General features: G+C 47.2%; 10 protein-coding genes. 5 read left to right on the top strand and 5 right to left on the bottom strand.

Translation table 11 applies throughout. From position 1 onward, the window contains the following. Positions 1–96: 96 nt before the first annotated feature. The 5 genes from leuB to GC130_RS11460 form a co-directional block, all read right to left on the bottom strand. The gene (leuB, locus tag GC130_RS11480) at positions 97–1,161 is read right to left on the bottom strand and encodes a 3-isopropylmalate dehydrogenase (protein WP_151998450.1); all 1,065 of its coding nucleotides are present in this window, start codon (positions 1,159–1,161) and stop codon (positions 97–99) included. A gap of 5 nt (positions 1,162–1,166) precedes the next feature. Beyond that, complete coding sequence (locus GC130_RS11475) at positions 1,167–2,681, bottom strand: alpha-isopropylmalate synthase regulatory domain-containing protein (RefSeq protein ID WP_151998449.1); 1,515 nt, start codon at positions 2,679–2,681, stop codon at positions 1,167–1,169. A gap of 9 nt (positions 2,682–2,690) precedes the next feature. Further along, positions 2,691–3,284, bottom strand: coding sequence for a 3-isopropylmalate dehydratase small subunit (gene leuD, locus GC130_RS11470; RefSeq protein WP_151998448.1), 594 nt, complete (start codon positions 3,282–3,284; stop codon positions 2,691–2,693). Between the two features lie 23 nt (positions 3,285–3,307). Then, positions 3,308–4,705: a 3-isopropylmalate dehydratase large subunit gene (gene leuC / locus GC130_RS11465; RefSeq protein ID WP_151998447.1), complete on the bottom strand. Its 1,398-nt coding sequence runs from the start codon at positions 4,703–4,705 to the stop codon at positions 3,308–3,310. 267 nt (positions 4,706–4,972) lie between these two features. Beyond that, positions 4,973–7,192, bottom strand: a complete 2,220-nt coding sequence (locus GC130_RS11460; protein ID WP_151998446.1) for an ATP-binding protein — start codon at positions 7,190–7,192, stop codon at positions 4,973–4,975. A gap of 215 nt (positions 7,193–7,407) precedes the next feature. Here GC130_RS11460 and GC130_RS11455 point away from each other — a divergent pair, with 215 nt between their 5' ends. The 5 genes from GC130_RS11455 to GC130_RS11435 all read left to right on the top strand — a co-directional run bounded on the left by GC130_RS11455 (position 7,408) and on the right by GC130_RS11435 (position 16,835). Then, positions 7,408–7,749, top strand: a complete 342-nt coding sequence (locus tag GC130_RS11455) for a PadR family transcriptional regulator (protein ID WP_151998445.1) — start codon at positions 7,408–7,410, stop codon at positions 7,747–7,749. Further along, positions 7,746–10,403: an ABC transporter permease gene (locus GC130_RS11450; protein WP_151998444.1), complete on the top strand. Its 2,658-nt coding sequence runs from the start codon at positions 7,746–7,748 to the stop codon at positions 10,401–10,403. Before GC130_RS11455 ends, GC130_RS11450 begins: the two co-directional genes overlap by 4 nt. Next, positions 10,403–13,024, top strand: a complete 2,622-nt coding sequence (locus tag GC130_RS11445; protein WP_201568382.1) for an ABC transporter permease — start codon at positions 10,403–10,405, stop codon at positions 13,022–13,024. The genes GC130_RS11450 and GC130_RS11445 overlap by 1 nt, the downstream gene beginning before the upstream one ends. Positions 13,025–13,064: 40 nt before the next feature. Beyond that, on the top strand, positions 13,065–15,674 hold the full coding sequence (locus tag GC130_RS11440) for an ABC transporter permease (protein ID WP_226940448.1): 2,610 nt from the start codon (positions 13,065–13,067) through the stop codon (positions 15,672–15,674). Between the two features lie 132 nt (positions 15,675–15,806). Next, positions 15,807–16,835 (top strand): DUF4097 family beta strand repeat-containing protein, encoded by a 1,029-nt coding sequence (locus tag GC130_RS11435; protein WP_151998443.1) that lies wholly within the window; start codon positions 15,807–15,809, stop codon positions 16,833–16,835. The last annotated feature ends 77 nt before the right edge of the window (positions 16,836–16,912 follow it).

Raw genomic sequence — 16,912 nt, 5'->3', positions numbered from 1 at the left:
TTCCTCAAAGATTTCACTAAAACTAAAAAGGCGCAAAGAGAACATTTATCCCTTTGCGCCTTGATGATTCCGTTTACAAGAATTTGCGAAGAAATATCAATTCTTCTTCACCCAATCAGCTACCCAGTCGCCTACCTCAGAGGTTGATTTAGAAGCTTCCTTGCTGATGTCTTCAGTAACGAAATTCGCATCAAGCGAGGCGTTCACGGCATCTTTTATCTTCTTTGCTTCATCCAATAGGTTGAAAGATTCCAGCAGCATAGCGGCTGAAAGAATGGTTGCCACCGGGTTGGCGATGTTTTTGCCAGCCGCCTGAGGGTATGAACCGTGGATAGGTTCAAACACTGAAGTATGCAAACCAACAGACGCTGACGGTAACAAGCCAAGTGACCCAGTAATCACACTGGCTTCATCAGAAAGGATGTCACCGAACATATTCTCTGTCACCATCACATCAAACTTCTTGGGCCACTGGATCAGCTGCATGGCAGCATTGTCCACAAACATGTAGTCGACAGTAATTTCAGGGTAGTCTTTCTCCATCCGCTGTGACACTTCCCTCCACAGACGGGAGCTGGCCAGCACGTTGGCTTTGTCAACAACAGTCAGTCTTTTGTTTCTTTTACCAGCGTACTCAAACGCCAGCTTCAAGATTCTTTCAATCTCATCCACTGAGTACACGCATGTATCAAAAGCCGTCTTCTGATCCTCAGTTCTGCCTCTTGGCTGACCGAAGTAGATGCCACCTGTTAGCTCACGCACCACCACAAAGTCAGCGCCTTCTACCCGGTCGTTCTTCAATGGGCTCTTGTCGATCAGCGAAGGAAAGGTAGCCACCGGGCGAATGTTGGCATACAAGCCAAGCTTCTTTCTCATGCCCAACAATCCCTGCTCAGGTCTTACTTTGGCTTTAGGATCGTTGTCATACTTAGGGTCGCCAATAGCACCGAAAAGCACCGCATCAGCAGCCATGCAGATTTCATGTGTGGCATCAGGGTAAGGCTCGCCTACTTTGTCGATGGCAGCTGCACCCGTTAAGGCAAACTGGAAGTCAAAACTATGTCCGTATTTTTCACCTATGGCTTTCAATACTTTGATGGCCTGGTCTACGATTTCAGGGCCTATTCCGTCTCCGGGAAGGGTGGCTATTTTATACTGCATGCTCCTTATTTATGATTTTCAATAATGTTCAACATCTTAATGGTCGCCTTAATGGCCGCCACGGTCTGGTCAGGGTCTAATCCCCTGGTTTTGAATTTCTTGCCGTTCTCCCACGTAATGGAAGTGATTACCAAAGCATCGGTTTCACCTCCCGGAGGAATCTGCACCTCGTAGTCTATCAGTTTGGGCAGCTTGCGCCCAAAGTCGTCGTAAATGGCCGTCAGCGAGTTCATGAACGCATCGTACTGACCGTCGCCTGCGGCGGTTTTCTCGTATGTCTTACCACCAATCTGGATGGAAAGCGTGGCCATGGACTTCAGCCCCTGAGCGACCGACAGTGAGTAATTCTTGATGATGACATGCTGCTCGATCTTTTCGCTACGAAGCACGTCGTTGATAATAAAGGGAAGATCCTCTTTTGTAATCGTCTCCTTTTTATCCCCTAATTCAATAATTCTTTCAGTAATCTTCTTGGTATCCTCTTTGCTCAGCTCAATGCCCAGCTCTTCAAGGTTCTTCTTGATGTTGGCCTTGCCTGACATTTTGCCAAGCGCATAAGAATAACTCCTTCCGAAGCGATCGGGGCTCAGGCTGTTGTGGTACAAATTGTCTTTGCTGTCGCCATCGGCATGAATGCCGCTGGTTTGAGTGAACACAAACTCACCGATCAATGGCTTGTTGCCGGGAATCCGAACACCAGAGAATGACTCCACAATTTTGCAAACCTTGTAAAGCTTGGTCTCATCCACCTGCATATCGAGGTGAAGGTGATCTTTCACTATGCCTATTACGCTGGACAACGCCACATTACCTGCTCTTTCACCGAGGCCATTTAGTGTGGTATGCACGCCGTAAATACCAGCTTCCAGTGCCGCATATACATTGGCCGTACTCAGGTCGTAGTCGTTGTGGGCATGAAAGTCGAAGTGAGCCTGAGGGAATTTAGTGGTCACGGCCTTGCAGAAGTCGTATGACTCTTTGTGGTTCAAGATCCCAAGTGTGTCCGGCAGCATGATTCTTTTGATCGGCATCTTCAGTAGCCCCTCAATCATGGTATCTACATAGTCGGGCGAGGTGCGCATACCGTTCGACCAATCTTCGAGGTACACATTGATAATGAGCCCCTGACTGTGTGCATAGCCAACTGTTTCGGCAATATCGGCCAAGTGCTGTTCCACCGTTTTTTTGAGCTGGCCTTCACAATGCTTGCGGGAGCCTTTGCAAAGCAGATTGAGCACTTTGCCACCGGAGTTTTTGATCCAATCGACAGAAATGTTTTTGTCGACAAAGCCAAGTACTTCCACCCGGTCAAGAAATCCGTTTTGCCCGGCCCAATTCAGTATTTTCGTTGCTCCCTTCAGTTCTCCTTCGGATACACGAGCCGACGCCACCTCAATCCGGTCGATGTTCAGCTCCTCCAGCAATAGCTGCGCTATCGTCAGCTTTTCACTGTCGGTAAAAGAGACACCAGAAGTCTGCTCCCCATCTCTGAGGGTCGTATCCATTATTTCAACCTTCATGGAATTGGCTTAAGCCCTTGAAACTTCGAATGCTTCAATGTCTTTTTTAATGTTCAACAGGTAGTCTATGTCATCGAAACCGTTGATCATGCACTCTTTTTTGTAGGTGTTGATCTCGAAACTTTCCTTCTCGCCTGTAGCCAGGATGGTGAAAGTCTGATCCACCAGATTGGTTTCGAATTCAGCTTTTGGATCTTTTTCAATCGCATCAAAAATCTTGCGCAGGAACCTTTCAGAAACTGTTACAGGAAGAAGGCCAGTGTTCAGGGCATTGCCTTTAAAAATGTCAGCAAAAAAGCTTGATACAACTACCCTAAAGCCAGCATCGTAAATTGCCCAGGCAGCGTGCTCACGGCTGGAACCTGAGCCGAAGTTCTTGCCACCCACCAGGATTTTTCCACTGTACTTAGGGTTGTTTAACGGAAATTCAGGAATTGGCTGATTGTCTTTATCGTATCGCCAGTCACGGAACAGGTTGTCACCAAATCCCTCCCGGGTGGTTGCCTTCAAAAACCTGGCAGGAATAATCTGATCTGTGTCAACGTTTTCAACGTCGACAGGTACCGCACGACTTACTAGGGTATGGAATTTATCTTTTGCCATGATAGTGTTCTGATTAGGGTGAATTACATTACTTCTCTGGGGTCGACTAAGTGACCGGTAACTGCCACAGCAGCTGCCGTTAGCGGGCTGGCCAACAATGTTCTTGAGCCCGGGCCCTGCCTTCCTTCGAAGTTTCTGTTTGAAGTAGATACGGCGTATTTGCCAGATGGAATTTTATCATCATTCATTGCCAAACATGCCGAACAGCCAGGTTGACGCATTTTGAAGCCGGCAGCCTCCAGTGTTGCCACTATGCCTTCTTCAATGGCCATTTTTTCCACCATTTTTGAGCCGGGCACAATCCATGCGGTGATATTGTCTGCTTTCTTCTTTCCTTTCACAAATTCAGCTACAGCACGAAGGTCTTCGATACGGCCGTTGGTACAGCTACCTACGAACACATAGTCGATAGGCTTGCCTTGCAATTCGTCGCCAGCATTGAAGCCCATGTATTTCATCGATTTTTCGAACGACAATCTCTCGCTGGCTGGCATCTCATCCAGCTTCGGAATGTGCGACTTGATTTTAGCACCCATGCCAGGGTTGGTGCCGTAGGTGATCATTGGCTCGATGTCAGAAGCATCGTACGTCAGCTCCTTATCAAATTTCGCATCGGTGTCAGAGTAAAGCTGTTTCCATTTGGCCACAGCCTTGTCCCAGTCAGCACCTTTTGGCGCAAACTCTCTGCCTTTGATGTATTCAAATGTCTTTTCATCAGGAGCGATCAAACCACCACGGGCACCCATTTCGATGCTCATGTTGCAAACGGTCATACGCCCTTCCATAGAAAGACTGGTAAATGCTGAGCCTGCATACTCTACAAAGTAGCCTGTGCCACCAGATGCAGAGATTTTGGAAATAATATAAAGAATAAGGTCTTTGGCAGTTACCGACTTGTGCAGGTCGCCATTGACTGTGATTTTCATCTTCTTTGGCTTGGGCTGCATGATGCACTGGGTAGCCAACACCATCTCGACTTCGCTGGTGCCTATACCAAAAGCAATGCTACCAAATGCACCATGAGTTGAGGTGTGACTATCGCCACAAACGATGGTCATGCCAGGCTGGGTGATACCCATTTGAGGCCCCACCACGTGCACAATACCCTGATAAGGATGATTGATGCCGTATAGTGTGATGCCGTGCCTTTCGCAGTTCTCAGTCAGTTTGTCTACCTGAAACTTTGAAAGCTGGTCTTTGATGGTCAGGTGCTGATCGATCGTTGGAATATTGTGATCTGGCGTAGCTACTGTTCTTTCCGGCCTAAACACTGGCACTCCCCTCTTTTCGATGCCTCCAAAGGCCTGAGGGCTCGTAACCTCGTGAATGAGGTGTTTGTCAATATACAAAACGCTCGGGCCGTCCTTGATCTCCTTTACCACATGGGCATCCCAAATTTTATCAAACAGCGTGCTTCCCATTTTTTATTCTGTCTTTAAGTGTTGTCTTGCGATAATAATTCTGAAAAAGCGCAATTACTAATTCAAAAGAGGGTGCAAAATTAAGGAATAGAATTGGAAAATGCTTTTAAAGTGGTGAGACAATATGCTTTGGACCAGCAAAAAAATAGCACAGCCGGTAGATGGCACATAATGTCCCCTTCAATACCTCCAGGGTTGATCAGCTGATTTGACCTAACTCAATGCTGGGATTTTATCGTTTTGACTTTCCTCCCGGAAGGCATTATCTCAGGAAACGGGAATTGTAAAATGAAAGCTGCTTCCTTTTTTGAAGATGCTTTCCACCCAAATCCTGCCACCAATCACCTCCACAAAATGCTTGCACATCATCAATCCAAGGCCAACTCCTTTCTCGTTTTTGGTGCCGAGTGTTGTGAACTGAATGTCATTAAATATGCGCTCCATATATTCAGGTGGTATGCCCTGCCCCGTATCCTGTACTGTTATTTCCACAAAATCATTTGCTTCTTTTGAGGAAGTGGTGATGGTGTCGCCAGCGTTGCAAAATTTAATAGCATTGCTTACCAGGTTACGAACCACCAACTCAACCATATATGGGTCAGCATATACCATAGTGGCGGGCTCCAGGTTATCAATGCATATAATTCCCTTCTCAAGCGCTGCTCTTTCGTACAGCTGCATTTTCGGCCCCAAATGTTCCTTGATATCAAACCTTTGAGGCACGGCCTTTATCCCTTCCATCTGGCTCCTTGCCCAGTAGAGCAAGTTGTCGGTCAGAGCGGTGAGGCTGCCAATATTAGTCAAGACAGTTGGGAGCAATTTTTGGAACTCCTCTTTCGAAATTGACTCATTGCTAATTAGTCCGACTAACCCACCCAGGTTCACAATAGGCCCTCGTAAATCGTGAGAAACGATGGAAAACATAAGGTTCTTTATCTCATTCGACTTCCTGAGCGCCTCTGCCTGCAACGCCAGCTCCTCCTTTTGCCGGGTTATCTCCAGATTTTTTCCGGTGAGCACTTTATTGATACCCTTGATTTTCTTGTTGGTCACCACAAAATACCCTCCGAAAGTCAACATTGCGATTAGCAATATGATCAGCCCATATTGCTCAAGGCGGGCTCGCTGCAAATCCTGATCCCGAAGCAGGCTATCTCTCCTGAGCAACTCGTTTTCGTTTTCTTTCTTTTCCGCTTCAAACTGTTCCTTCATGAGTGTGATCTGCCGAAACTTTTCATCAGAAAACAATGAATCTTTGACCTCGGAATATCGCTGGTAGGTTTCATATGCCTTTTGATAGTTATTTTGGAGTGAATACACCCTGGATATATTGAGGTAGTTGTCCTTAACTATTTCCTTGTATCCATACTTTTCGGCGACGGCATTGCTCTCGTTGGCAAACTGAAGTGCATTCTTGTAGTCTCCCTTATCTGCCATGGTCGACGATATACTTTGCTTGGCAAGTGCTCGCCTGTAGTCGGAGTTTGTTTCCTCGGCCAATTGCAAAGCTTTGAAAAAGTAGTCGAGGCTTTTGTCGTAAGCTTGCATTTTGGCGTATGTCTTTCCAAAGCCATTTAAGTTCAGCCAAATCCCACCTATGTTATCCTCAGCATATTCTTCCAGCGACAATTGAAAATAATATAGTGCAGAATCGTACTGTGCCGCCGAACGCATGAAGCTGCCCATATTGTTGAGTGCATACCCGGTAGCCGACTGATCCTCTGCTTCCCTGGCGAGGGTCACCGCCCTTTTAAAATAAAAAAGAGCGTCCTCTTTTTGTCCCCACGACTCGTAGATGAGCCCTATGTTGGACATCGCCAGGCTTAGAAACTTGGTCATGCCCAACTGTTCGAAATAGGCAGTCGCATCTATATAGCTTTCAATGGCTTCACTATAATTACCCAACCCCCACAACACTGCCCCCTTGCTATTCAGTGCAATACCGAGAAGCCTGTTGGTCCGGAAGTCAGTTGAGTCGACCAACCTTAATTTATTTCCTAATTGAATGGTGGAGTCATAGTAAAAAAGGCTTGTAACGAGCTTGCCCCACTGCCAATAAATGTAACCCGTGCTGTTAAGTACACTTACAATTTCCCGTTGCTGAGCAAAATTGCCTGGATTGGCTTTTAAGAGTTTTCTATGCAGCTGAATAGATTGGGCTAAAAATGACAACGCACCATCATAGTCTGACCGGTAAAGCTCATTATAAATTTGTCCACGGAATTGCAGGAGTTTTGCCTGAGCAAATTCGTTGCCAGTTCTCTTGGCAAGATCCAGGCCTTCAAGCACTCTTTGCATGGCCTTCTCGGAGGGAGCAAGTTTATCGTAAAGCTCAATCAGGTCGATGTAAACTCTCAGCCGGGCTGTATCCGATTTTACCAACTTCAACTCAACTTCCAGGCTATCGATGCTGGCTATTTGTGCCTCTGTCTTGACAGAAAACGAGACACAAAGAATAAAAATCACTGACCAAAATAACTTTTCCATGCTCACTTAAAGGTTGCCACCATAAGGTAGTCAAATATATGCCGTATCATCAAGATATTCGATCAGCTCCCCCAAATATCCGTTCGACGCCGATTTATCTCGATAAAGGTATTTTCGTTTTTGCCATTCGTGCTTAAAGAAGTATTTCCTACTAAAAAGTAGAACAAATAAAAACTCTCTTCGTATATTAGCTCTACAATCTAGTATCATATATCATGAAGGAAACAAAATTGGGCGAATTTGAAGAAGTTCTTTTACTGCTTGTGGGCATTCTGGGAGAAGAAGCCTACTCTTTCAAAGTAGCAGAAGAGTTCGAAAGTCAGACGAAACGAGAAGTCTCCATCGGAGCTGTGCACTCCACTCTTAACCGGCTGGAGGAAAAGGGCTTTCTCGAATCGGAAATGGGCCAGGCCACAGCCGAGCGGGGCGGGCGCAGGAAGCGCATCTATACCATCACCGCCAGTGGCCAACGAGCACTGGAGACTTCAAGAGACTTTCGGGTTTCGCTGTGGAGTCAATTTCCGGCCTTTGCCACTGGCAAACTAAACTTTGGTTGAAAAAGCGGCCCCACATACCGCCACCTTTAGCAGAACGGCTGCTCCAACGAGTGCTCCGTGACGACCTGGCCGAGGAAGTGCTGGGCGACCTGGAGGAGAAGTTCTATGCTACAGTGGAAAAAAAGTCGGCCAGGAGGGCGAAGCTTAATTACTGGTACCAGGCGATGAATTACCTGCGGCCATTTGCTATACAAAAGTCAAGACTCAAAAACTCAAATACACAGGCCATGCTACAACATTATATCAAAATTTCCTGGCGATCTGTTTCACGCCAGAAGGCATTTTCATCAATCAAAATCGGCGGTTTTGCTATGGGCATTGCTGCCTGCCTGCTTATCGCCTTGTTTGTAAGGCATGAGTTGAGCTACGATACATTTTATCAGGATCAGGGCGCCATTTATCGCATGACCAACCAATGGAAGGAAGGTGGCGAAGTTGGGAGATGGACCAATTTGCAAGGTCCGCTAAAAACCGTCATTGAAGAAAATGTGCCGGAAGTAGATCTCGTAGCAAGAACAGTGCTGTGGAGTTGGGGAAACGCCGGTTCGAACCTCGTTAGGAAAACCAAGTCGAATTTCAATATTGATGAAGATGGCTTCTTTTATGCCGATCCGGAGCTTCTCAGCATTCTGGAAATCAAAATGGTTCATGGCACCAGAGAGGATGCACTTGCCGAGCCAAACAGAATGGTGATTTCCCAGACCATTGCAGACAAATATTTTTCGGATGAAAACCCTGTTGGCCGACAAATGGTCCTCAATGACAATCCGGAAGATACTTACACTGTTGGCGGAGTCATGGAAGATTTTCCTCTCAATTCGCATCTTCAGGGAGACTTTATTCTTACACTCTTTGGCAGAAAATCTGGTCCTGGAACAAGCGGCTGGTGTTGTACCAATTATGTCTTCTACACCAAATTGAAACCTGGAGCTGATCCTGGCGCTACTGAACAAAAGCTTTTGCAAGTGAGAGACACCTACGTAATGGATCAACTCCGCACAGCTGGAAAAGCAGGACTGAATGAAATGCAAGAGCACCACAGCTACTATCTGCAGCCCATTGCCGATGTCTATCTGAACAGCGCCGAGGTAAACGATAACAGTCAGCACGGCTCTCTCGATTTGGTCTGGATTTTTGGAGCAATTGCCGGCATTATTCTCCTACTGGCTTGTGTAAATTTTGTCAACTTGTCCACCGCCAGGTCTATCCAGAGGGCCAAAGAAGTAGGACTAAGGAAAGTAGTTGGTTCGGTGAGGTCCGACCTGATCGTTCAATATCTGTCCGAGTCTGTCGTCTTTTGCACAATAGCGATTTTTCTGGCACTTATCATGGCGACAATCGCCCTTCCATTTTTTAACTCTCTGGCGGGAAAATCCCTTGACATGCCCTGGTTCGAGTGGTGGTTTGCTCCCTCCCTACTGGCTCTTGCTTTGACCATTGGTATCCTGTCAGGGCTTTACCCAGCTATTTACCTGTCAAAATTCAACCCATCAGAAGTTTTTAGAGGTGTTAAAGGCGCAGGAAAAAACACCTCTTTTATGCGAAGCGGCATGGTTGTGTTTCAATTTGCGGTAACTGTTATCCTTATCATTAGTGCGATCGTATGCCAGGAGCAGTTTCGATTGATCATGAACAAATCGCTGGGCTACGACAAAGAACAGGTCATCAATATTTTGGGGCTGAATACTTTGGATTCAGCAAAGAAAGTAGCGCTTAAGAATGAAATACTGAGCGTTCCTGACGTGAGCTTTGCGACAGTAAGCGACTTCCTCCCAGTGGAGGGGGGCGCAACGCACAATAGAAATTACTGGCTGGCTGAAGAAAGGCTGCTGAATAACGGATTCGAAGCGACCAGGTGGACGGTCGACAAAGATTATCTTGACGCTTTTGGGATGACGCTCGTGGAGGGGCAAAACTTTTCCGGAATAACCTCCGACCGATTCAATATTATCATCAATGAATCAATGGCAAAGCAACTGGCACTTCAGGAACCTGTGGGAGCCGAGGTCATCGATATGTTCGACGAAAAATACAAAGTGATCGGAGTGGTGAAAGACTTCTATTTCGAATCTGTACTGGGGACTGTTGAGCCACTTGCCATGGTTTACGGCACAGGAAACGAAGTGCTGTCTGTAAGTGTGAAGTCAGCCGATATCAAAAACACATTGACTGCCCTGGGTGCTGTATGGGAAGGCTTCGTTCCCAATCAGTCTTTCAAGTACGCATTTTTGAATCAGCGCTTTGAACAGATGTATGGTGCCCTCACCAGGGCCCGGACACTTTTCATGACTTTTGCAGTACTGTCAATTGTTATCGCATGTCTCGGTCTGTTTGCGCTTTCAGCCTACATGGTGGAGCGGCGAGGCAAAGAAGTGGGCATTCGCAAGATCCTGGGAGCAAGCGTGTCAGGTATTGCTGCCTTGCTGGCCTTCGACTTTATGAAGTTGGTATTGGTAGCCGTTTTTCTTGCCATTCCAATCGGGTGGCTTTTAATGGATGCTTTCCTTGGCGACATCAACAACCGGGTGGAGCTATCATGGGGGCTGTTTGCCATTGCAGGTCTGGCAGCAATTGTCATTGCTCTGGCGACCATTAGCATTGAAACATTGAAAGCAGCTCTAACAAATCCTGTTGAAAAATTACGGTCAGAATAATGCCACGGTCAATAAAATCGACTCCACCCCGCCTGGCTGAAAAGCTTCTCCTCCGAGTGGTCAGAGACGACCTCGGCGAGGAAGTGCTGGGCGACCTGGAGGAGAAATTCTATGCTACAGCGGAACGGAAATCGGCATGGAAAGCAAAGCTGAATTACTGGTACCAGGTAGTGAATTACCTGAGGCCATTTGCTTTAAGAAAATCGAAACGGTCAAAAAACTCAAATAACATCGACATGTACATTAATTACATCAAAACCGCTGGACGCCACCTGCGGAAAAACAAACTGCATTCGTTTATCAATACGGCCGGGCTTTCGGGGGGCATGGCAGTGGCCATCCTCATTGGCCTGTGGATCTGGGACGAGTTATCGTACAACAAGTACCACGAAAACTACGACCATGTGGCCCAGGTAATACAAAACGTATCCAACAACGGAGAAATTCAGACTTGGAGAACGGCTCCCTATCCACTGGCTGAGGAGCTCAGAAGTAGCTACGGAAGTGATTTTAAAGAGGTGATTCTCGCTTCTGGCCAATGGGAAATGATCATCGCAGCAGGCGACAAAAAGATCACCAAGACTGGGCTGTTCGTTGAACCGAACCTGCCCGAGGTGCTGACTCTAAAAATGATGGCCGGCAACCGAAACAGCTTGCAGGAGCCCGCTTCCATCCTGCTTTCGCAATCACTGGCAAAAGCTTATTTTGGCGATAATGACCCGGTTGGACAGCAGCTTCAGCTCGACAACCGGATGAATGTGTTCGTCACAGGCGTGTACGAAGACCTGCCGGGCAACTCTACCTTCAAAAACGTTTCCTTCTTTGCGCCATGGCAGCTGTACTACGATGCCACCGAGTGGATCAGAACGATGAATGATCCGTGGCGACCCAACGCCTTTCAGGTGTTCGTGGAGTTGCCTGAAAATGCAGACCTAAATGCCATTTCGGCCAAGATAAAAGATGCGAAGCTCAAAAAGGTAAATCCCGAATTGGCCAAAAAGCAACCGGCACTCTTTCTTGACCCCATGAGCAACTGGCACTTGTACTCTGACTTTGAAAACGGAGTGAACGTGGGCGGCAGGATCAAGTACGTATGGCTGTTTGGCATCATTGGGGGCTTCGTTCTGCTGATGGCCTGCATCAACTTCATGAACCTGAGCACCGCCAGGTCCGAAAAAAGGGCAAGAGAGATTGGCATTCGCAAAGCGATTGGCTCCCACCGAAGCCACCTGATAGCACAGTTTTTCACCGAGTCAGTTTTGGTCACCTGTCTGTCTTTTCTTCTTTCTGTCATCATCGTTCAATTGTCGTTGCCATTTTTCAACGAAGTGGCAGACAAGCAGATAGCAATCCTTTGGAACAACCCCGTTTTTTGGATGATTGGCATTGGCTTCACCTTATTCACAGGCCTGATTGCAGGCAGCTATCCTGCCCTCTACCTCTCATCCATACAATCAGTGAGGGCGCTCAAAGGCACCTACAAAGCAGGCCGTATGGCGACTATTCCACGCAAAGTGTTGGTAGTCGTTCAATTCTCTATCTCCTTTATTTTGATTGTGGGCACACTGGTCGTATTTAAGCAGATCGAATTTGCCAGAAACAGACCCCTGGGTTATGACTCAAACGGTCTCGTGGCCATACCCCTCCTGACCAGCGATATTCATAAGCATTTTGATGCAGTCAAAACAGAGCTGACAAACAAGGGTGTCATTGTAGAAATGGCTGAATCGGAGAGCCCGATGACCAGCACCTGGTCAACCACCAGCGGCTTCGACTGGCCTGGTAAAGATCCCGCTCTTTCGGTCGATTTCCCTACGGTAGGTGTTTCCTTCGACTTTGGCCAAACCATTGGTTGGGAGGTAACACAGGGACGGGACTTCTCAAAAGATTTTGGATCGGACAGCTCGGCGGTGATTTTAAATGAGGCGGCTGTCGCATTTATGGGTCTGCCAAGTCCTGTGGGAGAAACTGTGAAATGGTTTGGCGATCCGCTAAAGGTGGTGGGTGTTGTCAAAGACGTCATTGCCAGCTCTCCTTATGAGCCCGTGGCGCCTACTGTCTACTATGTTAACAATGACCCCGGCAACTATGTGATCGCCAAGCTCAATCCCACTGTGAGTGGCAGCGATGCCATGGCAACTGTTGAAGCCGTCTTCACTACATTCAACCCATCTCAACCGTTCGAATATCAGTTTGTTGACGAGGCATATGTAAGGAAATTTGGCAACGAACAACGAATTGGCAAGCTGGCCACCGCCTTCACATCTTTGGCCATTTTTATTAGCTGCCTGGGCATTTTTGGGCTGGCCTCATTCGTGGCAGAGCAACGCACCAAGGAAATCGGTGTGAGAAAAGTGTTGGGTGCTTCATTGTTCGACCTTTGGAAACTGCTTTCCAGGGACTTTGCGGCTCTTGTGGTCATATCATCTCTCGTGTCTATTCCAATGGCCTACTACCTGCTGACCGGCTGGCTTGATAACTATGAGTACCATACCACGCTCAACTGGTGGGTGTTCGTAGTCACTCTGGCTGGTACACTCGTCATCACGCTGGCGACTGTCAGCTACCAAACCATCCGGGCGGCGATGGTGAACCCCGGTAGAAGCCTGAAAAGCGAGTAGATGAATGTTACACCATACATAATAAAAGCGTCCAAATAGCATGAACAAAACGAACACTCCTCCACGTCTCGCCGGGAAGCTACTTCTAATGCTACTCCGAGCTGATCTTGCCGAAGAAGTCCTCGGTGACCTGGAGGAGAAGTTTTATGTGACGGTCGAAAGGAAGTCACTATCAAAAGCCCGACGCAATTACTGGTACCAAACACTTCACTACCTAAGACCTTTTGCGATAAGAAAGACGCAGTCAACAAACTCAAATATTACAACCATGTTCAAGCACAACTTACTACTTTCCTTCAGGAACTTTAAAAAGTACAAAAGCTCCTTCTTTATTAATCTCGTTGGTCTGTCAACCGGTCTGGCCTGCGCTCTGCTCATTTACATGTGGGTAAACGACGAGCTTCACGTCAACAAATTTCATGCTAACGACGACAGGCTCTATCAGGTGATGGAAAACACTGAGCTAGCCAACGGAGTCATCACGCAAACCAGCACACCTGACTTTCTGGCCGAGAACATGATCAAGGAGTTTCCTGAGATCGAAATGGGCGCTGGCGTTACTCCCTCCGAGTGGTTTGGCAATTTCACGCTTGTGGAAGGCGACAACTATTTCAAAGCCACCGGCCAATACGCTGAGAAAGACTATTTCAAAATGTTCTCCTTCCCATTGATTGAAGGCGACGCCTCAACCGCTATTTCCGACATCGGATCGATCGCCATTTCCGAAGACCTGGCCAAAAAAGTCTTTAAAACCACTGAAAATGTGATCGGTAAAACCATGGAGGTTCAGCTCCTCAATTTCAAATACCCGGTAGCTGTTTCGGCTGTTTTTGAAAACCTCCCGGCCAACTCAACTGAAAGCTTCGATATGGTGCTTTCTTGGAAGATGTGGCAGGACATGAGCGATGCAATAGGAAGAAATGTGCACTGGGGAAATCATGGCCCCGACACCTATCTGGTTCTCAGGCAAGGCACTGACATTGATGCATTTAACCAGAAAATTGAGGGGTACATCAAATCAAAACTTGAGAACTCCAACGTATCACTGTTTGCCACAAGGTACTCCGACAGGTACTTGCATGGCTCCTACGAAAACGGCGTGCAAGCCGGTGGGAGAATAGAATATGTCAGGCTTTTTTCGGTTATCGCCGTTTTCATCCTCCTGATAGCCTGCATCAACTTCATGAACCTGTCCACTGCCAAGGCTTCAAGGCGAGTGAAAGAAGTAGGTGTTAAAAAAGCCATTGGAGCCGACCGGAAGTCCCTGGTTTTTCAGTACCTGAGCGAATCTACCCTGCTTACCTTTTTCTCCCTTTTTGTCGCCATTTTACTCGTTTTACTTTTCCTTCCACAGTTCAACACCATCACAGGAAAACAGCTCTCGCTTGGCCTTGACGCCAACCTTATTCTCATGGTGCTTGGTATCACAATTGCTACCGGACTTTTATCAGGCAGCTACCCCGCACTTTACCTTTCGAAATTCAATGCGGCTTTTGTGCTAAAAGGCGGTAGAATAAGCACTTCGGTAGGACAACTCTGGGCAAGAAAGGGGCTTGTTGTCTTCCAGTTTGCCATGTCGGTTATTTTGATCGTTTCGGTGGTGGTAGTGTATCAGCAGGTGAATTATGTGCAGTCTAAAAACCTTGGGTATAGCAAGGACAATGTGATCCACTTCGACAAGGAGGGGCGAGTGATGGAGAATCAGGATGCCTTTCTTTCGGAGGCTAAAAACCTCCCGGGTGTAGTGAACGCATCGAGCATTCAAGCCATTGTAGTGGGCTCCCAAAATTCAACGCAGGGCGTGGAGTGGGAAGGTAAAAACCCCGAGGAAAATGTGCGGTTTGAGGTAGTAACGGTTAACTACGACCTTATTGAAACATTGGGCATTGATATCCTGGAAGGCCGCTCTTTCTCGAAAGATTTCGGTGCCAATGAGGAAAACCTTATTTTCAATGAAGCTGCCATCAGAGCAATGGGGCTTGATAATCCTATAGGGAAGTCGGTCAAGTTTTGGGGGAAGGACATGAAGATCGCAGGTATCGCTAAAGACTTTCACTTCCAGTCGCTACACCAAAAAGTAAACCCGCTCATCATCAGGTTCGATCCATCGCAAACGATGAAAGTGATGGTGAAAATTGAGGCCGGCAGAGAAAAGGAGACGCTCGCAAGGCTGGAAGACCTTTATGGCGAATTCAACCCTGGCTATTCGTTCGAATACAGCTTCCTTGATCAGGACTACCAGGCACAGTACGTGGCCGAGCAGAGGGTCAGCAGCCTTTCAAAATACTTTGCCGGGTTTGCTATACTGATCTCCTGCCTGGGGTTATTTGGCCTGGCATCGTTCACCGCAGAACGGAGACTTAAAGAGATCGGCGTTCGTAAAATCCTCGGCTCTTCAGTTTGGAGCATTGTATGGCTACTTACATCGGACTTCACAAAAATGGTGGGTGCCGCCATCCTTATTGCCTTACCCATCAGCTATTATCTTACAAGCACATGGCTGCAGGACTTCGCTTATTCTATCAATCTGACAGTTTGGTATTTTGCAGGAGCAGGAGCAGTTGCGCTTCTAATAGCATGGATCACAGTAGGTATGCAAACATTAAGAGCTGCCCGGGTGAACCCCGCCGACTGCCTGCGCTACGAGTAAGAAATAAAAAAAGAAGATAACGCAACCTTTGAGCCCGAAAAGCATCTTTAAATAGTGTAACCACACTGGCAACGACAAACGTCTTACCCAGTGTGGTTCATTACCATGCTTTTCTAACAAAACTCAAATAAAATGAAATCAATTGCTCTACTACTTTTCTGCGCACTGGTAACGGTCTCTTCCGCTATCTCCCGGGACTTTGACTACTCTTTCAAAGAAACCTACAAAGTTTCAACGCCTGCACAACTCAGCATATCGTCTTCCGATGGCAACATTGATGTGCTGCCCGGTAATGGCAGCGAGATAGAGGTGTTTTTTGTGGTCAAACAAAACGGCCGCATGCTTGATATCTCAAGAACTCAGCTGGAAGAAGAGTTGACACTCACCATCATCAAAACCGGCAGCAGTGTTGACATTACCGTGAAATACCCCAATAATTCGTGGAATATTGACTGGAGAGACCGCATCAATGTCGATTTTAAGGTGTACGCCCCCAAAGAAACTGCTGGAGATTTAAGGTCGTCGGATGGTAATGTGACGATCAAAGGCATGACCGCCAGCCAGAAGCTAAAGACCAGCGATGGCAACATCGTCCTTGCAGAAATTACCGGAGACGTATCCGGCGTAACGTCGGATGGCAATATCAGAGGTGAGAAAATCAAAGGAAGTGTATACAGCCGCACCAGCGATGGCAACATCGACTTCAACAATGTAATTGGAGACGTAGAGTCTACGACAAGTGACGGCGACATAAGGCTGACAAATATCAATGGAACCGCCAGGGCTCACACAAGCGACGGCGACATTGAGATTTACAACGCCAAAGGGAAAACGCACACCGCCCAAACTTCGGATGGCGACATCTATTTCGAAGACCTAACCGGCGGAATGGAGGCCATAGCATCGGACGGCAGCATCAAGGGTAATATCATTGAGCTAAGGGGCTCTTTAAGGGCTAAAACTTCCGACGGAAACATAGAAATTTCTGTACCCGACAATCTGGGCATGAACCTCTATGTAAAAGGAGAATCCGTCGACGTGCCGCTGGTCAACTTCTCAGGACGGTCAACAAAAGAGGTCATCGATGGCAAGACCAACGGTGGTGGTTTAGACGTGAACCTGAGCACCTCCGACGGGAGGATCAGACTGGTGTATAGGTAGTTGCCTGTTTGCTCTGTATTTCGATAAGAAATTTGTATTTTCATTTGCAAATAGCCCACAACCCGGAGCTCAGCAGC

It is taken from the genome of Imperialibacter sp. EC-SDR9 (genome assembly GCF_902498805.1).
Classification (GTDB): Bacteria; Bacteroidota; Bacteroidia; order Cytophagales; family Cyclobacteriaceae; genus Imperialibacter.
The sequence above is the reverse complement of the archived record's forward strand: the minus strand, read 5'-3'. Positions and strand labels throughout refer to the sequence as shown.